This is a genomic window from Azospirillum humicireducens (assembly GCF_001639105.2).
Taxonomy (GTDB): domain Bacteria; phylum Pseudomonadota; class Alphaproteobacteria; order Azospirillales; family Azospirillaceae; genus Azospirillum; species Azospirillum humicireducens.
This window is the reverse complement of sequence record NZ_CP015285.1, coordinates 215,675-233,310: the sequence shown is the minus strand read 5'-3', so window position 1 is coordinate 233,310 and position 17,636 is coordinate 215,675. Positions and strand designations below refer to the sequence as shown.

The window sequence follows — 17,636 nt, the reverse complement described above, 5'->3', positions numbered from 1 at the left end:
TTCACTCACGCTGACGAAGTCCATCACGCCTTCACCCCTGCCCCGACGCCTGCGCGGCCGATCACCGGCGCGGCATTCGGATCCAGCGGCCAGCGGGGGCGGGGGGCGAAGTTCAGCGGGTCGCTCTCGCCCAGGCGGAAGCGCTCGATCCCGGCCCAGGCGATCATCGCCGCGTTGTCGGTGCACAGGCGCAGCGGCGGGGCGACGAACGGCATGCGCTGCTTCTCCGCCAGGGTCGACAGCCGGCTGCGGATCGCCGTGTTGGCGGCGACGCCGCCGGCGACCACCAGGGCGCCGCCCTGCGGATGCTCCTCCTTGAAGCGGCGGATGGCGCGGGCGCAGCGGTCGGCCAGCACCTCCGCCACCGTCGCCTGGAAGGCGGCGGCAAGGTCGTCGCGATCCCTATCGGACAAGACGCCGCCCAACTCCTCCACATGCCGCCGCACCGCGGTCTTCAGCCCGGAGAAGGAGAAATCGCAGCCCGGACGCCCCAGCATCGGCCGCGGCAACTCGAACCGCGCCGGATCGGTGGCGCGTGCCGCCGCCTTCTCGACCAGCGGCCCGCCGGGATAGCCCAGTCCCAGCAGCTTGGCGGTCTTGTCGAACGCCTCGCCCACCGCATCGTCGATGGTGGTGCCGAGCCGGCGGTAGCGCCCGACCCCCTCCACCGCCAGCAGCTGGCAATGGCCGCCGGACACCAGCAGCAGCAGATAGGGAAAGGCGACGTCGTCGGTCAGCCGCGCGGTCAGCGCGTGGCCTTCCAGATGGTTGACGGCGACGAAGGGCAGCCCGCGCGCCGCGGCGATGGCCTTGGCGGTCATGACGCCGACGATCACGCCGCCGATCAGCCCCGGCCCGCCGGTGGCCGCCACCGCGTCGAGATCGCCGAAGCCGATCCCGGCCTCGGCCATGGCGCGGCGGATCAGCCCGTCCAGATGTTCCAGATGGGCGCGGGCGGCGATTTCCGGGACGACGCCGCCATAGGGCGTGTGGTCGTCCAGTTGCGACAGCACGACGTCGGCGCGGATTTCGCGCGCGTCGGTGACGACGGCGGCGGCCGTCTCGTCGCAGCTCGTTTCGATTCCAAGAACGATCATGGCGCCAAACTAGCCGCCTTGGCCGTCCGGGTACAGGATGGAGTTGCGCGCAACACGGGTGCGGGAATGCGGGTGCGTGAAATTTGATCCGTCTCAATCTTATGTATGAGGGGCAGACGAATCCTTGCAAAGCTGTGCGGATCCCCTAGAACACGCGCTATGACGACCCACCCGCTCCGTATCGGGACGCGCGGCAGCCCGCTGGCGCTGGCGCAGGCCCATGAAACCCGCGACCGCCTGATCGCCGCCCACCCGCATCTGGCCGCCCCCGGCGCCATCGAGATCGTCGTCTTCAAGACAACCGGCGACCGAATCCTCGACCGCACCCTGGCGGAAGCGGGAGGCAAGGGCCTGTTCACCAAGGAGCTGGAGGAGGCGCTGTTCGACGGCCGCGCCGACCTTGCCGTCCATTCGATGAAGGACGTGCCGACCCAGCTTCCCGACGGGCTGGAGATCGCCACCCTGCTGCCGCGCGAGGACCCGCGCGACGCCTTCTTCGCCCGCTCCGGCAGCGGTCTGGCCGACCTGCCCGCCGGGTCGGTGGTCGGCACCGCCGGCCTGCGCCGTCAGGCCCAGGTTCTGGAGCTGCGCCCCGACCTGAAGATAGTCCCCCTGCGCGGCAACGTGCAGACCCGCCTGTCCAAGCTGGATGCAGGCGAGGTGGACGCCACCCTGCTGGCGCTGGCCGGCCTGCGCCGTCTCGGCCTGACCGACCGCATCACCGCGGTGCTGGAGCCGGAGACCATGCTGCCCGCGGTCGCCCAGGGCGCCATCGGCATCGAGATCCGCAGCGACGACGATGCCACCCGCGCGCTGCTGGCCCCGTTGAACTGTGCGGAGACCATGGTCCGCGTCACGGCGGAACGTGCACTGCTGGCGGCGCTGGACGGCTCCTGCCGCACGCCCATCGCCGCGCTGGCGGTGCTGGACGGCGAGGATCTGCACCTGCGCGCCAAGGTGCTGTCCCATGACGGCCGCAGCATCTTCCGGGCCGAGCGCCGCGGCAAGGCCGCGGATGCCGAGTCGCTGGGCGCCGACGCCGGGGCGGAGATCCGGGCGCAGCTGCCGCCCGGTTTCTTCGCCGCGACGCCGCACTGATCCCTCCCTTCGGCCGAGTTTTCCGCATGACGGGAAAACAGCCAGACATCTCTTCCCCGCCCCGCCGTACGCGTCTTCTGGTGACGCGTCCGGCGGAGGATGCCGAACCGCTGGTGGGCCGGCTGGACGCGCTCGGCTTCGACGCCGCGGTGGAACCCATGCTGTCGATGGTCTGGCTCGACGGACCTGAACCCGACCTGTCCGACGTACAGGCCCTGCTGTTCACCAGCGCGAATGGCGTACGCGCCTACGCCAAACGTACGAGCCGGCGCGACCGTCCGGTGCACGCCGTCGGCGACGCCACCGCACGGGCGGCGCGGGCCGCCGGCTTCACGGATGTCGGCAGCGCCTCGGGCGACGTGTACGCCCTGGCCGACCGGGTCCGCGGCCTGCTCGATCCGACCGCCGGCGTGCTGCTGCATGTGGCGGGAAGCAAGGTGGCGGGCGACCTCGCCGGCATGCTGGCAAGCTCCGGCTTCACGCTGCGGCGCAGCGTGATGTACGATGCCGTACCCGCCCTAACCCTGTCGGACGATACCGCGACATTTTTGCGTACGTCGGCACTCGACGGCGTGTTGTTTTTCTCTCCCCGTACCGCTGTTTCCTTTGTTAGGCTGCTGGCCGAGGCGGGGCTGGTCGACTGTTGTCGTACGGTCGATGCGTTCTGCCTCAGCCCCGCGGTCGCGGAGGCTGCCCGTGCGTACGGCGACAGGGGAGTGGTGCCGTGGCGAAGCGTACGGGTGGCGGCCAGGCCGGAGCAGGACGCCCTGCTCGATCTGTTGCCGGTCGCCGGATAATCCCGGCGCGGTCCGGCCGTACGGCTTACGCCTCCGGGGCTTCCGGGTGGGTACGTCAGCCGTACGGGGGACGAGGGGGACCGGTCAGGGGGCTGTGACGTTAAGACGAACAACAGCGAACCGAAGGTACAGCCCATGACCTCTCGTCCAGGCTCCGAACGCCCCGGCACCGACCGTGACGGCGACGGCGCCAGCACCGGCAATGCGGCGGTCGACCGCATCGTCGAACGTTTCGGCGGCATCCGCCCCATGGCCCACAAGCTGGACACCCCGGTGACGACGGTGCAGGGCTGGAAGAAGCGCGGCGCGATCCCGCTGGCCCGCCATGCCGACCTGCGCACCGCCGCCGCCAAGCACCGCATCAAGCTGGACGACGCCGATCTGGACGCCGCCACCCCCAGCGAGGACCGGACGACCGACGCGGCTGCGACCGCCGTCATTACCCCCGCCGATGCGGTTCCTGTGGTGGATCCGGTGCCGGCCGCCTCCCCCGCCGACACCATCCCCGGCGCCGACACGCCGGCCCCGGTATCTGGCCTTGGAACGACCGCCGGCCCGGTGAACGAACTGCAGTCCTCCGACGCCCTGATTCCGCCGGCCACGCCCACCGGCGCCACGGACAGCCTGTCCGATACGCCGAAATCCGACACGGAGAAGTCCGAAACGGAGAAGGCGGAAGACGCGAAAGCCGATCCGTTGAAGTCGGACGCCACCAAGCCGGACACCGCATCCGACGAGCCGAAGACGACGGCCTCCAGCTGGACGCCGTCAGGCACCACGGGCAGCGCCGGCTACAGCCGCAGCGACTCCGAGCCGGCGCGCCCGACCATCGCCCCGACGCCCTCCTACATCGACGAGCCGCGCTCCGGCAGCGGCTTCGCCACCGCCCTGTCGGTGGTCGCCCTGCTGGTCGGTGCCGCCGCCCTGTCGGCACCCTGGTGGGGTCCCGCCCTGCCCGGCTGGCCGTCGCCGGCCGCCGCCCCGTCTTCCGCCGCCGCCCCGGCCGACCCTGCGCTCCGCGCCCAGATCCAGCAGCTCGTCGACCGCGTCGGCAAGCTGGAGCAGCGTCCCGCCGCCGCCGGCAATGGCGACACCGCCGGCCTCGCAGCCCTGACGCAGCGGATCGACGCGCTCGAGAAGCGCCCGGCCGCCGAGCCGGACGGCGGCGCCGCCGACGCCCGGAAGGCGCTGGCCGACCGGCTGGCCGCGCTGGAGCAGAAGGTCGCCGCCGCCGCCGGCAACGCCCAGGCGGCGCAGGAGCTGCGCGGCGAAATCGATTCGCTGAAGCAGCAGGTCACCAGCGTCAACCAGGCGGTGACGCAGCGCCAGGACGCCGCCACCGCCGCCCAGGCGCTGGTGCTCGCCGCCGGCCAGCTGCGGTCCTCGCTGTCGGGCGGCCAGCCGTTCCAGCAGGATCTGCAGGCGGTCCGCGCGCTCAACATCGCCGATGCGGGCGTGACCCAGCCGCTCGACGCCGTGGCGCCCTATGCCGCCAAGGGCATCCCGACCCGCGCCCAGCTGACCGACCGGTTCCAGCCTCTGGCCGGCGAGATCGTCCGCGCCGACATCCGCGGCGAAGGCAACAGCTGGATCGACTCCGCGGTGGGCAAGCTGTCCACCCTGGTCACCGTGCGCCGTGAAGGCGGCGGGGTCGTCGGCACCACCACCGACGCCGTCGTCGCCCGTGCCGAGGCCGCTCTCGCCGCCGGCAATCTGGCCAAGGCGGTGGAGGAGCTGTCGACCCTCCAGGGGCCGGCCGCGCAGACCGCCGGCCCGTGGCTGGCCGACGCCAAGGCGCGTCTGGCCGCCGATCAGGCCGCGCGCCAGCTGAACGACCGCGCCATCGCCCTGATGACCACCGCCGCCGGCGGGAAGGGGACGGCCCAATGATCCGCGCCCTCTGGTTCCTTCTGAAGGTCGCGGTCGTCATCGCCGCCGCGATCTGGCTTGCCGACCGTCCCGGCACCGTCAGCGTCCATTGGCTGGGCTATGCCGTCGAGGCGCCCTTCTGGGTTGCCCTGCTGGTCACGCTGGCGGCGCTGGGCATCGCGGCGTTGGGCTACCGCCTGATCCGCGGGCTGATCCGCACGCCGCAGCGCATCCGCCGCCACAGCCGCGCCCGCCGCCGCGAACGCGGCTACCGCGCCCTGACCCAGGGTATGGTCGCCATCGCCGCCGGCGACGCGCCGACCGCGCGCAAGATGGCGCGCAAGGCCGACGGTCTGCTGAACGAGCCGCCGCTGACCATGCTGCTGTCGGCCCAGGCCGCCCAGCTGCAGGGCGACGAGCGCGCCGCCAAGCAGTATTTCGAAGCGATGCTGGAGCGGCCGGAAACCGCCTTCCTCGGCATGCGCGGGCTGCTGACCCAGGCGATCAAGTCGGGCGACCGGGTGGAGGCGCTGACCCTCGCCCGCAAGGCGCGGGGGATTCAGCCCAACACACCCTGGCTGCTCGGCACGCTCTATGACCTGGAGGCGCAGGCCGGTGACTGGGCTGCCGCCGAAGGCACCTTGCAGCAGGCGATCCAGGCCGGCGCCATCCCGACCGAGGAGGGCCGCCGCCACCGCGCCGTCCTGCTGCTGGAGCGCAGCTTCGAGGCGGAGCGCCGCGGCCGTGCCGACTCGGCCCTGTCGCACGCCCAGGCGGCACACGACATGATGCCGGGCTTCGTCCCCGCCGCGGTGCGTCTGGCCCGTCTGCAGATCGCCGCCGACCGTCCGAAGCCGGCGGCCAAGGTGGTGGAGCGGGCGTGGCGCCAGTCGCCGCATCCGGAACTGGCCGAGATCTACCGCGGCCTGGTCTCCAGCTACGACCCGCTGGCCCGCGTCCGTCTGTTCCAGAAGCTGGTGCGGCAGGCTCCGGATTCGGCCGACTCGCATCTGGCCGTCGCCCAGGCCGCCATCGAGGCACAGCTGTGGGGCGAGGCGCGCCAGCACCTGAACCGCGCCATGGAGATCGGCCCGACCCGCCGCGCCTTCCGCCTGATGGCCGAGCTGGACCGCGGCGAGCGCCATGACGAGGACGCGGCGAAGGACTGGCTGGCCAAGGCCGCCAACGCGCCGGAAGACCCGGTGTGGACCTGCAATTCCTGCGGGGCGGTCAGCCACAATTGGGGCGGGCTGTGCGGCCATTGCGGCGCCTTCGACAGCCTGACCTGGAAGGCTCCGACGGTCGCGGTCCCGGTGATGGAACCGACCGACATCCCCCCGGCGCTGGCCCGTCCGGCCACGGCATAAGGGACTGGCTTTGTGATTGAAGAAGGAAGCGCCGTTCCCCACCGGGAACGGCGCTTCCTTCATTTCGGGATGCTTGCTGCGTCCGCCAGTCGACCGTCATTCCCGCGCAGGTGGGAATCCAGTCATCACCTGCGCTTGTCCCGGAAGCCTGGATCCCCGCCTTCGCGGGGATGACGTCAGAGCGAGGCTTGCTCCGGTCTCTTGCGCTACCGCATTCCCTCCGGTCCGACGCGGTCGAGCGGCAGTTCCTTCATCGCCAGCAACCGGTCCAGCAGACGCCCACCGGCGGGCGGAGCGGCCGCCCTGGCCGTGCTGGCCATACCGGCGGACGCCGCAGGCGGCGCCGACGATTCAAGCTGCGTGTCCTCGACCTTGTAGTCGCCGCCGGTCAGGCTGACGACGACCTGCTCGTTCGGCGCCGGGCCGGCCACCACGTTGCCGTTGGCGACGTTGCCGTGCATCAGGCCGTTCCTACCGGCGCTGGGCACCCATTCCAGCCGCAGGAAGCGGTCCTTGCGGTCGGTCATCACCGTGATGTTGTCCGACACCCGGTTGTTGTCGCCGCCATGCAGGAAGATCGCCGCCATGCCGGTGTTCTCCAGCAGGTTGCCCTGCACCGTCACGCCGCTGGTCATGTCGTCCAGATAGATGCCAAAGCCTTTGTAGCGGACCAGCCAGCGCCCCTGCGCGTCGGTGGCGAGGCCGCCGGTGTCGCGGATGTCGTTGAAGCGGACGATGCTGCGGGTGTCGTTGCCGCTGCGGCCCAGCATCTCGATGGCGCCGGCGTCGGCGGTCTGGCGGGCGGTGTCGCGGATGCGGTTGAACTCGATGACGTTGTCGCTGTTCACCGTCTGCGGATTCCAGTTCTTCACCGAGATGCCGTAGCGCGCCGCCCGCCGGATGTCGTTGTGGGCGATCAGCGTGTTGCGGATGCCCGCCGCCATCACCCCGCCGCCGAAGAAGCGCACCTCGCCGACATCGCTGATGCGGTTGGCGAGGATGCGGTTGTCGCTGCTGCCCGGCGCCAGGAAGATGCCGGAGCGGCCGAGATGCTCCATCCGGTTGCGCGACACCTCGCTGCGTGCGGCACCGTCCAGCGTCACCGCGGTGCCGACCAGGGCGAAGCGGTTGCCGGCGATGCGCAGCCCGCTGCCGCCCTTCGCCAGCACGGCGCAGCCGTCCCACGGCACGTCGGTGAAGGTCAGCCCCTCCACCGTCACGTTGCGGGCGTTGTCCAGCCGCAGCAGGGTGGCGGTCCTCGCCACCACCAGCTCCGCCCGCCCGCTGTCGAACCCGGTCGGCGGCTTCACCAGCAGCCGCCGGGCCTTGGCGTCCCAGGCGAATTCGCCCGGCCGGGTCAGGAAGTCGGGATGGCCGAGCAACCGAACGGTGGAGCCGTCGCGGTACGGATATTGTCCGTCGCCGCCAAGGGTCAGCAACCCGTTCGGGTCGGCGGAGACGACGCCCAGCAGATCGTCGGACAGCCGTTCGCGGTCCAGCGCCTGCGCCCGCACCCCCGGCCCGGCCCAGCCGGACTTCAGCACCCCCGGCGGCACCTGCATCTGCCGCTTTGATCCGGGACTTTTGGCGTTGGACTGCACCGCCTTGGCCGGGAACCAGCCGCTGCGCGGGTCGCCGGGGTCGAAGTCGCCGCTGCGCGCGGCGTCCAGCCGCTGCCCGCCGCCAGAGCCGCCGATGGCGACATCCAGCCCCGGCTCGCGCGCCAGCGGCGCCGACAGCAGGCCATTCGCCATCCGCGCGCCGCCCACCATCTCGCCGCCCGACAAAACCGGCTGCTGACCCTCCGCCGCCGTCAGCCGCAGCCCGGACAGCGAGCCGTCCACCACCAGCGGCGCGCTCAGCCGATAGGTGCCGCCACCCAGCCGCACCGTCGCCGGCCCTCCCCCCCTGGCGGCGGCCAGCGCGCGGGCCGGGGTGGCGAAGGGGCCGTCGCGCCCGTCCGCCGAGGGCTGGGGCAGCCGACCCGACCAGCGGTCGTTACCAGTGGGCGACACGTAGAAGGTCGTCTCCGCCGCGGCGGCCATCGACCATCCTGAAGACAGCAGGACCGCGCAGATCGCCAGGACGCGGGCTGCACAGCTCCAGGACTCGGGGTGGAAACGGGGCATGAAGAAAGCTCCTCCGTTGCGGCGGATCTTCCGCCGAAGGGGGAGACTGACCCAGGCCCACGGCAACCGGCAAAAGCGCGAAGGGGGTGTGCGGGTGCGAAGGGGCCACGCCCTCTGCACCCCTGCCGGGCCGGGACGGGACGTATAGGCTGGCTTTTCATCCTAGCCTGACCGGCCGGTCGTACCCGCTTGCCCGCGGAACGCCCCCCGGTCAGGCGGGGCCTACAACCGGGGACGGTTTGCCGATGATCGAAATGGCGCTGATCGCGCAGGTCCTGGTGCTGGTGCTGGTGATCGCGGTGTTTCTCAGCACCGGCAGCGCGTCGATGTTCCATCCGCTGACGCTGTACCTGATCTTCCATGCCCTGGTCTTCGTCATGCGGCCGATCCTGGTCCACACGCAGAATTTCAACGATGTCTGGCTGTTCATGGGCTTCTGGCCCAGCGAGCAGCAATTCGTCATGACGCTGGTGGTCAGTTCGGTCGGTCTGATCGCCTTCGCCGCCGCCTGCACCTGGGCGGGGATGGTCCGTCCCGACTGGACCCCGAACGGCGAGCCGGCGCCGTCCTTCGCCTTCGACCGCGTCGACATCGTGGCCTTCCTGACCACCGCGGCGCTGTTGGGTCCGCTCGCCATCTATTCGGCGATCCAGCGCCAGGGCGGCGCCAGCTTCGACGGCACCGGCGACGTGCAGATGGAGCGCGATCCGCTGACCGGGCAGCCGATCTACACCAACACCACCGGCTACATCGCCGAAGCCCATTCGATGGGTCTGCCGCTGACGCTGGGGCTGATCTGGATCTGCCGGTTCCACCCGCTGTCCTTCCTCCCCTTCGCCGGCTTCGTCGCCTACCGCGCCTATCTGGGCTGGGGCCGCTGGGCGATCATCATGGGCATCCTGGGTCTGGTGCTCCTGTTGCTCTACCGCACCCGCACCCGATGGTTCCGGCTGTGGCATGTGCTGGCCGCGGTTCCGGTGATGGGGCTGTTCACGCTGCTCGGCAACAACCGCGACGCCTTCCGCGACGTGCTGGCCGGCGATGCGCCGCCTTCGGTCCTGCTGCGCTTCAACGGCGGCAGCGGCGGCGGCCGGGCGATCGACGCGCTGGCGGGCCAGGATCTCGCCAATTTCGACTTCCTCGCCTACATCCTGTGGGTGGTGCCGAAACAGTCGGCCACCTACACCTGGTTCACCCAGTATCTGCAGCTGTTCACCGAGCCGATTCCCCGCCTGCTGTGGCCGGGCAAGCCGGTGGGCGCGCCGGTGAAATGGGTGGACCTCAACGATTACGGCGTCTTCTACAACCTGACCACCTCGCTGCCGGGCGACGGCTGGATGAGCGCCGGCTGGATCGGCATGATCGTCACCATGGTGGTTGTCGGCCTGATCCTGGGGCGGCTGCACCGCTGGTTCTGGACCGACGGGTTCCGCAACCGCTACTCCGTGCTGTTCTACTGCGCCTTCCTGCCGCTGTGCCTGCAATGGTTCCGCGACGGCAACATCACCATCGTGAAGTTCGGATTCTTCTCGCTGCTGCCGATCCTGCTGTGGATCGCGCTGACCCGCGCCCTGCGGGCCTGGGGGATCCTGGAGGACGACCCGCTGCGTCCGGTGGTGGCGCCGCCCAATCTTGTCCGAAGGGAGCCGTCATGACGCTGACCGTCAGCGCCGTCATCGCCACCTACAACCGCGGGCCGGAGCTGCGCATCGCGCTGACCCGGCTGATGGCCCAGACCACCCCGCCGATGGAGATCATCGTCATCGACGACGGCTCCACCGACGGCACCGGCGCGATGATGCGGGCGGAATTCCCCACCGTCCGCTACGTCCGCCAGCCGCACAATGCCGGGCTGATCCTGGCCCGCAACTTCGGCTTCGTGAACACCAGCGGCGACTGCATCCTGTCGGTGGACGACGACAGCTGGTTCGGGGAGCCCGACGGGCTGGCCCGCTGCGTCGCCCATCTTGAGGAGAATCCGGAGGTCGCCGCGGTCGCCTGCAACATCGAGACGCGCGACGGGCTGGTCTATTTCCCCAAGGGCGCGGCGCCCTTCGATGTGCCCTGGTATGTCGGCTGCGGCCATCTGCTGCGGCGCAGCGCGGTCGAGCGGGTCGGCCTCTACATGCCCGAACTCTACCGTCAGGGGGAGGAGAAGGACCGCTGCCTGCGGCTCGTCGGCGCCGGCTACCGCGTCGTGGCATTGCCCGATGTGATGGTCTACCACGACAAGAGCGAAAAGGGCCGCAAGCCGGGGATGGAGCGCTTCTACAACCACCGCAACGACCTGATCCGCGAGGTGGCGCGCTGTCCCTCCCCGCTGCTGGCGTGGCGGCTGGCGCGTGCCTGGGCCGGCAACAGCTGGAAGAACCTGCGCCACGGCCCGCGTCTGACCGACCTGAAGGTGCTGCTGGCCCTGCCGGAGATCGTCCGCATCGGGCTGCGGCACCGCGCCCCGGTGGGCGTGGAGGCCTACCGCCGCTGGCTGCATCTGGCAAAGACGGCGGCCCCGGCCAGCGCGCCCCCGCCCGAGAAAGCCGTCAGCCGCCCGGCTGCATCCCGTCCAGCTGCAGCAGAACGGCCCAGCCCAGCACGATCAGATTGACCGTCAGCGTCATCGCCATGCCCGGCGCGCGGGCGAAGGGATGGACCAGATAGCCCGCCCAGAACAGCAGCCGCCCCAGCACGAACAGCCCGGTCGCCACCGCCGCCGCCGCCAGCGAGGGCTGCGGCAGGGTGGCGACCAGGGCGGCCAGCGCCGGCACGAAGATGGCGGACTGTTCGACGCTGTTGGCCAGCACCCGCTGACAGACGCGCTGGCCGCGCGATTCGGGATCCTCGATCGGGTTGAAGGCCTGGGTGAGCCCGCGCATCGCCATCACCCCGACGACCATGGCGAACAGCAGCAGCGCCGGCCAGACCGCCAGCCGCGCCCACAACACCATCCGCGCGCCCGGCGCGTTGACACCCAACGGCGGCGCCACCAGAGACAGCAGCAGGACGAACAGCAGCGCCGTCACCACCATCGACGCTCCGTTCAGCAGCAGGGCGCCGCGGATCAGGGATTTGCGCCTGCGCGGTGCGCTTTGGCGAAGGCTGCTGTCGGACATCGGGGCGGGGCTCCGTCACAGGGCGGGGAGGCGACAAGGGCGCCGGTCCTTTCCATCTGGTCCATCCGGCCCATCCGGGAAAGGCCGCAGCCTGTTCCTTCGACCAATAACGGCCCAGCCCGTGATTTGGATCAAGGCCCAGGCCGGAAGACCGGTGTTCGATGAGGATGTCTACTGGGGGCTTCCCCGATGGGAGAGCTGTTGTCAGTCTCTCTTTTCGCTACCATGTTCTAACCATCTGCTTCACCATGTGGGTGAACGCGGGGATCTCGATGGTGGAGGGCCTATGATGGATTTCGTTCTGCTCGGTGGTGCGGTGGCGACGGCTGCGGCGTTGGCCGGTCTGATCGCCATGATGCCCACCCCCAAACCGATCCCGATCCGCGTCCGCGACCGGCGCCGTCAGCGTCGCTGATCCGTCTGCCGATCGCACGTCCTTCACGGAGGCGGCTGTTCGCCTAGCGCGGCGGCATCGTCGATGTGAGGAAACTGACGACCAGGGCCGACACCTGACGGTGGATGGCCTCCCGGTCACGGCCGTCACGATCCCGGCATATCGCCCCGTCGCCGGGCCGTTCGGCCTCCAGCCGCGGGATGGCGCCGGCCTTGCAGACGCCGAGAAAGCTGAAATGACCGGCATCGGCGATTTCGACGGAGCGCGTCCGGTCGCTTGGCAGACTGCCGGCCAGATGTCGTGATTCCAGCTCCACCGGCATTTTCGGATTGCCGGCACCGGCACCGACGACGAGGAACGCGGCCTCGCTCCTGGACAGGCTTTCGGGATCGAACCCCTGCGACAAGCCGAGATCGAGCGTAACGACGGCCTTGATCCGCCCATCGGCCAAAGGCTGCGTCGCCCATGCTTGGGACTGCGGGCCTTCGACGCCCAATCCACCGATCTCCGGTCCGCAGGCCGCCATCAGCGGATGGGCATCGCAGGCGGCCTTGAGACGCCATGGTTCGAAACGCCCGCCGGCCAGGGCAACGGCGGTCCATCCACCGAGCGAATGCCCGACCACCGCAGCCTGTCCGGCTACGAGCAGTGCGGACCAGCGCGGCTCGTCGTTCAGCCAGTCGATGACCCGGCTGAGGTCGCCCGGACGCTTCCACAGCATGACGGCATCCGGCCGCGCCATGTCCCGGCTGGTCGAACCGGGATGGTTCGGCGCTGCGACGACATAGCCGTGCGCCACCAGATCGGCAGCCAGCCATTGCTGGTTGGTCCAGTTGCCGCCATAGCCGTGCGACACCACCACCAGCCCATGCCGGCCCGGCTGCGGCGGCGCGCCGACCCGGACCGCCGTCCCCACGAATGCCGGATTGTCGCCGATCGGCGTGGTTTCCCCCGCTGCCTCCGCCGGGTACCAGACCGCGACCTCCAACGCCCGGTTCCGGTCGGTCGCGGGCAGGGAAAGCCTTTGAAAGCCGATGGCCGGTTCGGCATGGGCGAGGCCCGGCAGCCCCACCGCCGCGATGGAAAGCGTGAGGAGCACCGACAGGGAAAAGCGCTTCATACCGATGCTCCGTGAGCCGAGGACTTCACGCCGGCTTCAGGCCGGCTTGGGAGGGTTCGGAACGATCAGCGGTCCAGGTCGCGGATCGCGCGGTTCAGCTCGAACTCCTTGGAGGCGACATAGGCCTCCATCCCGACGATGCGCTTCTCCATGTCGCGGAAGCGCTGGGTCAGGCCGGCGAGCGTCCGGTCTGGCTTGGTCGACACCGTCCGCCAGAAGGCCTCCTCCTCGGCATCGCGATAGAGCTGCGCCGGACGCACCGGCAGAACCAGCAGCGCGATCAGATAGGCGATCACCAGCGGGACCGAGAAGAAGAACAGGGCGAACAGCATCGCCAGACGGACGACCGTCGGCTGCACGCCGAAGTAATCGGCAACGCCCGTGCACACTCCGCCCAGCACCCCGCGTTGCGGGTCGCGATACAGCCGATGCGGATTCGGCGAGTCGTAGAAGGACTTGTGGTCCATGGCTGGCTCGGTCCTTTCGTTGAGTTTCGGGTTGGGCGGGAGGGGGGCAGGCGCCGAACCGCTCACACCTTGTTGCGCCAGTTCGGAGCCTCGGCATCGAGGACGCGTTCCAACGCATGGACGCGGGCTTCCAGCCGGTTGGAAATCTCCCACATCTCGGCCAGCAGCCGTTCGTCCTGCGCGGAGAGCCCGCGCTGCGCCCGCCATTTGGTGATGTAGTGGAAGACGATCCACACCGGTGCCACCACCACCATGAACAGCACCGCGAGGACGAAACCCAGGAACCCCATGGTCGTCGGGCCTTCTTATTGTCGTGAGGGAATGGGCGGGGCGTCACCGCCCCACCCCGGCGCCAAGGCAAGGATCAGCCGTTGCGCCGCGCCGCGATGCGGGCCTTCAGCGCCGCCAGATCCTCCTCGACCTTGTGGGCGGCCTCGAGTTCCGCGATCTCCTCGGTCAGGCTCTTGGTGCGGCCGACGTCGTAGGCCTCGACCCGGCCCTCCATCTCGTCCAGGTTGCGTTCGACCTGCTCGAAGCGCGACAGGGCGTCGTTGATCCGCTCGTCATGCAGGGCGCCGCGGACCTTCACGCGGTTGGCTGCGGTCTGGGTGCGGGCGACCAGCGTCTTCTCGCGGGTCTTGGCGTCGGTCAGCTTGGCCTGCAGGCGGGCGATGTCCTCGTTGGCCTTGGACAGCGCCGCTTCGACCTGCACCAGCTGTTCGGTCAGCGCGTCGGCCTGCTCGGCGACCTTGGCCTTGGCGAGCAGGGCGCCCTTGGCCAGATCCTCGCGGTCGCGGGTCAGCGCCACCTCGGCCTTGCGGTCCCACTCGTCGCGCTCGCGGTGGAGGTCGGCGACGCGGCGTTCGATCTCCTTCTTCTCCGCGATGATCTTGACGGTGGAGGAGCGGACCTCGACCAGCGTGTCTTCCATCTCCTGGATGATCAGGCGGATCAGCTTCTCCGGCTCCTCGGCGCGGTCGAGCAGGGAATTCAGGTTCGACTGCACGATGTCGGTCAGGCGCGAAAAGATGCTCATGGTCGGTGTCCCGTGTATCAGCCGATGATGGCGCCGGCGACGATGCCGGCGACGAAGAACAGCCAGCTTTCGACCGGCCGGGTGGCGAGATAGTTGCGCACGCGCCGCAGCGTCGGGCGGCTCTGCGTGGTGTTGAAGCGGTCGCCGCCATAGCGGCGGCGGAAATCGCTGAAGTCGCTCATGCTTGACCTCCTTGCCATGGCGCTACTATCGCAACCGGCGTGCCAACTTGGCCAAACACCCAGCAAGCCGTTGTAACGGCTTGGATTTCAGCCTCACGCAGGGTTCAGGCGCCCAGCTTGCCGCATCGCCTTTTCAGCGATATCATCGTTAGATTGGCGAATAGATGAATGAATACGCGATGCAGGCTGCCCCTCCGTCCCTTCTCGGCGAATCCCCGGCCTTCCTGGCGTCGCTGTCCCATGTCTCGCGGGTGGCGCCATTGGAGCGGCCGGTGCTGGTGATCGGGGAGCGCGGGACCGGCAAGGAGCTGATCGCCGCCCGCCTGCACTACCTGTCGCAGCGGTGGGACCGCCCCTTCGTCAAGGTGAACTGCGCCGCCCTGCCGGAATCCCTGCTCGATTCGGAGCTGTTCGGGCATGAGGCCGGGGCCTTCACCGGCGCCACCCGCCGGCAGATCGGCCGGATCGAGCAGGCCGACGGCGGCACCCTGTTCCTGGACGAGATCGCCACCGCCTCCCCCGCCGTTCAGGAAAAGCTGCTGCGCGCCGTGGAGTATGGCGAGATCGAACGGGTCGGCGGCCGCACCGCCACCGTCGACGTGCGGGTGGTGGGGGCCACCAACGCCGACTTGCCGGCGCTGGCCGCCGCCGGCCGCTTCCGCGCCGACCTGCTGGACCGTCTGGCCTTCGACGTGGTGACGCTTCCGCCCTTGCGCGCCCGGCCCGACGACATCCCGCCGCTGGCCGAGCATTTCGCCCTGGGCATGGTGCGCGAGCTGCAGCGTCCGCTGTTCCCCGGCTTCACCGCCGCCGCTCTCGACCGGCTGCGCGCCCATGACTGGCCCGGCAATGTGCGCGAGCTGCGCAACGCGGTGGAGCGCTCGGTCGCCGCCGCCGAGACCGACGAGCCGCTCGACCGCATCATCCTCGACCCCTTCGACTCGCCCTGGCGCCCCGCCGCGGCGCCGACGGCCCGCACCGGTCACACACCGGCCCAGCCTCCCGTTCCGGACAAGCCCCCGCCGGCCATGCCCCTGCCGGCCATGCCCGGCTTCGACGGCGGCATCCTCGATCAGGTCCGCGCCTTCGAGGCGGCGAAGCTGCGCGAGGCGCTGGAACAGAACCGCTTCAACCAGCGCCAGACCGCCGAGGCGTTGGGGCTGGGCTACCACCAGCTTCGCGGCATGCTGAAGAAGCACGGGCTGATCCCGCCCACCCCTCTGCGACCATAGGCCGTCCCCGGCTGATGCCTGTACCGTGCTATACCGGTCGCTCAACCGTCGAGAGAGCGGTTCGTCACGATACGGGAAGGGGAGCAGCACGATGGCCACCAGCATGCCCAGCCTTGAGATCCGCGGTCCGATGAAGCCCGGTTTCGAGGAGATCCTGACGCCGGAGGCGATGGCCTTCCTGGCGGAGCTGGAGGGTCGCTTCGGGCCGGAGCGGCTGCGGCTGCTGGACGTGCGGACCAAGCGCCAGGCGCTGCTCGACAAGGGCCACAAGCCCGACTTCCTGCCGGAAACCCGCGCCATCCGCGAGGCCGACTGGACCATCGGCCCGCTGCCCGTCGACCTGCTCGACCGCCGGGTGGAGATCACCGGGCCGGTCGACCGCAAGATGGTCATCAACGCGCTGAACAGCGGCGCCAAGGTCTTCATGGCCGATTACGAGGATGCGACCTGCCCGACCTGGACCAATCTGGTCGAGGGACAGATCAACATCCGCGACGCCGTGCGCCGGACCATCGCCCACGAGGATCCGGCCAGCGGCAAGAAATACCGTCTCAGCGACAAGACCGCCGTCCTGAAAATCCGCCCGCGCGGCTGGCATCTGGACGAAAGCCATGTGCTGATGGAAGGAGAGCCGATGTCGGGCGCGCTGTTCGACTTCGGCCTGCATGTCTTCCACAACGCCAAGGAGCTGCTGGCCCGCGGCAGCGGTCCCTATTTCTACCTGCCCAAGCTGGAAAGCCATTTCGAGGCGCGGCTGTGGCGCGAGGTCTTCCTGGTGGCCGAGGAGTATCTCCACCTGCCCCACGGCTCGATCAAGGCGACGGTGCTGATCGAGACCATCCTGGCCGCCTTCGAGATGGACGAGATCCTCTATGAGCTGCGCGAGCATTCCGCCGGCCTGAATTGCGGGCGCTGGGATTACATCTTCAGCTTCATCAAGAAGTTCCGGACGGATCCCGCCGCCGTCATGCCCGACCGGGCCGAGGTGACGATGGCCTCCCCCTTCCTGTCCGCCTACAGCCAGCTGGCGATCAGGACCTGTCACCGCCGCGGCGCGCCGGCCATCGGCGGCATGGCCGCCTTCATCCCGGTCAAGGACAACCCGGAAGCGAACGAGGTCGCCTTCTCCCGCGTGCGCGCCGACAAGGAGCGCGAGGCGTCCAACGGCCATGACGGCACCTGGGTCGCCCATCCCGGTCTGGTGCCGGTGGCGCGCGAGGTGTTCGACGCCTACATGCCCACGCCCAACCAGATCGCCCGCAAGCGCACCGACGTGACCGTCACCGCCGCCGACCTGCTGGCGGTCCCCGCCGGGCCCAAGACCGAGGCCGGCCTTCGCAACAACGTGGCGGTCGGCATCGGCTATATCGAGGCGTGGCTGCGCGGCCAGGGCTGCGTTCCGCTGTTCAACCTGATGGAGGACGCCGCCACCGCGGAGATCAGCCGCACCCAGGTCTGGCAATGGGTCCACACCGGCACGGCGCTGGACGACGGCCAGCCCGTTACCCTGGACCTCGTCGACCGCGTGATCGCGGAGGAACTCTCCGCCTGGAAGGAGCGGGTCGGCGCCGACGCCTATGCCAAGGGCCGCTACACCGATGCCGCCGCCCTGTTCCGCGATCTGGTCGCGCGCGAGGACTTCACGGAGTTCCTGACCCTGCCGGCCTACCAGCGCGTGGTGGCGGAGGGGGCGTAAAGCTCATAGGAAGGCGGGGGGCGTGAAGCCCCCTCCCCTGGA

General features: G+C 69.9%; 17 protein-coding genes. 9 read left to right on the top strand and 8 right to left on the bottom strand.

Features of this window, described 5'->3' with window-relative positions; all coding sequences use genetic code 11:
* Positions 1-23: 23 nt before the first annotated feature.
* Positions 24-1,097, bottom strand: a complete 1,074-nt coding sequence (tsaD, locus tag A6A40_RS01020) for a tRNA (adenosine(37)-N6)-threonylcarbamoyltransferase complex transferase subunit TsaD (RefSeq protein WP_063633740.1) — start codon at positions 1,095-1,097, stop codon at positions 24-26.
* Positions 1,098-1,256: 159 nt separating this feature from the next.
* On the opposite strand from tsaD, the gene hemC reads away from it, so the two are divergent.
* From hemC to A6A40_RS01000, 4 genes are all read left to right on the top strand, one after another.
* Complete coding sequence (hemC, locus tag A6A40_RS01015; RefSeq protein WP_063633739.1) at positions 1,257-2,195, top strand: hydroxymethylbilane synthase; 939 nt, start codon at positions 1,257-1,259, stop codon at positions 2,193-2,195.
* A gap of 80 nt (positions 2,196-2,275) precedes the next feature.
* Complete coding sequence (locus A6A40_RS01010) at positions 2,276-2,992, top strand: uroporphyrinogen-III synthase (RefSeq protein ID WP_236783700.1); 717 nt, start codon at positions 2,276-2,278, stop codon at positions 2,990-2,992.
* Positions 2,993-3,127: 135 nt separating this feature from the next.
* Positions 3,128-4,882, top strand: coding sequence for a mitofilin family membrane protein (locus A6A40_RS01005; protein ID WP_063633737.1), 1,755 nt, complete (start codon positions 3,128-3,130; stop codon positions 4,880-4,882).
* The gene (locus tag A6A40_RS01000; protein ID WP_063633736.1) at positions 4,879-6,228 is read left to right on the top strand and encodes a heme biosynthesis protein HemY; all 1,350 of its coding nucleotides are present in this window, start codon (positions 4,879-4,881) and stop codon (positions 6,226-6,228) included. The genes A6A40_RS01005 and A6A40_RS01000 overlap by 4 nt, the downstream gene beginning before the upstream one ends.
* 206 nt (positions 6,229-6,434) lie before the next feature.
* Here the strand turns inward: A6A40_RS01000 and A6A40_RS00995 are convergent, their stop codons facing one another.
* Complete coding sequence (locus A6A40_RS00995) at positions 6,435-8,357, bottom strand: right-handed parallel beta-helix repeat-containing protein (protein ID WP_063633735.1); 1,923 nt, start codon at positions 8,355-8,357, stop codon at positions 6,435-6,437.
* Between the two features lie 245 nt (positions 8,358-8,602).
* Here A6A40_RS00995 and A6A40_RS00990 point away from each other — a divergent pair, with 245 nt between their 5' ends.
* Complete coding sequence (locus A6A40_RS00990) at positions 8,603-10,012, top strand: oligosaccharide repeat unit polymerase (RefSeq protein ID WP_063633734.1); 1,410 nt, start codon at positions 8,603-8,605, stop codon at positions 10,010-10,012.
* A complete protein-coding gene (locus tag A6A40_RS00985; RefSeq protein ID WP_063633733.1) occupies positions 10,009-10,962 on the top strand; it encodes a glycosyltransferase family 2 protein in 954 nt (317 codons plus the stop codon). Before A6A40_RS00990 ends, A6A40_RS00985 begins: the two co-directional genes overlap by 4 nt.
* Here A6A40_RS00985 and A6A40_RS00980 read toward each other — a convergent pair.
* Positions 10,898-11,467, bottom strand: a complete 570-nt coding sequence (locus tag A6A40_RS00980) for an MAPEG family protein (protein ID WP_063633732.1) — start codon at positions 11,465-11,467, stop codon at positions 10,898-10,900. The two genes, A6A40_RS00985 and A6A40_RS00980, sit on opposite strands and share 65 nt — an antisense overlap.
* Positions 11,468-11,753: 286 nt before the next feature.
* Between A6A40_RS00980 and A6A40_RS32100 the strand changes: the two genes are divergently transcribed.
* Positions 11,754-11,882 carry a hypothetical protein gene (locus tag A6A40_RS32100; RefSeq protein ID WP_257792271.1) on the top strand — a complete coding sequence of 43 codons (129 nt, stop codon included), beginning with the start codon at positions 11,754-11,756 and terminating at the stop codon, positions 11,880-11,882.
* 43 nt (positions 11,883-11,925) lie between these two features.
* Here A6A40_RS32100 and A6A40_RS00975 read toward each other — a convergent pair whose 3' ends face one another.
* The 5 genes from A6A40_RS00975 to A6A40_RS30940 form a co-directional block, all read right to left on the bottom strand.
* Positions 11,926-12,981: an alpha/beta hydrolase family protein gene (locus A6A40_RS00975; RefSeq protein ID WP_063633731.1), complete on the bottom strand. Its 1,056-nt coding sequence runs from the start codon at positions 12,979-12,981 to the stop codon at positions 11,926-11,928.
* Between the two features lie 65 nt (positions 12,982-13,046).
* Positions 13,047-13,448, bottom strand: coding sequence for an envelope stress response membrane protein PspC (gene pspC / locus A6A40_RS00970; RefSeq protein ID WP_063633730.1), 402 nt, complete (start codon positions 13,446-13,448; stop codon positions 13,047-13,049).
* Positions 13,449-13,510: 62 nt separating this feature from the next.
* The gene (gene pspB / locus A6A40_RS00965) at positions 13,511-13,738 is read right to left on the bottom strand and encodes an envelope stress response membrane protein PspB (RefSeq protein ID WP_063633729.1); all 228 of its coding nucleotides are present in this window, start codon (positions 13,736-13,738) and stop codon (positions 13,511-13,513) included.
* A 74-nt stretch (positions 13,739-13,812) separates the two neighbouring features.
* On the bottom strand, positions 13,813-14,484 hold the full coding sequence (gene pspA, locus A6A40_RS00960) for a phage shock protein PspA (RefSeq protein ID WP_063633728.1): 672 nt from the start codon (positions 14,482-14,484) through the stop codon (positions 13,813-13,815).
* A gap of 17 nt (positions 14,485-14,501) precedes the next feature.
* Entirely contained in the window at positions 14,502-14,666 is a 165-nt protein-coding gene (locus tag A6A40_RS30940; protein WP_167562456.1) for a hypothetical protein, read from the bottom strand.
* A 179-nt stretch (positions 14,667-14,845) separates the two neighbouring features.
* Between A6A40_RS30940 and pspF the strand changes: the two genes are divergently transcribed.
* On the top strand, positions 14,846-15,898 hold the full coding sequence (gene pspF, locus A6A40_RS00955; protein ID WP_063636055.1) for a phage shock protein operon transcriptional activator: 1,053 nt from the start codon (positions 14,846-14,848) through the stop codon (positions 15,896-15,898).
* Between the two features lie 91 nt (positions 15,899-15,989).
* A complete protein-coding gene (aceB, locus tag A6A40_RS00950; protein WP_063633727.1) occupies positions 15,990-17,594 on the top strand; it encodes a malate synthase A in 1,605 nt (534 codons plus the stop codon).
* The last annotated feature ends 42 nt before the right edge of the window (positions 17,595-17,636 follow it).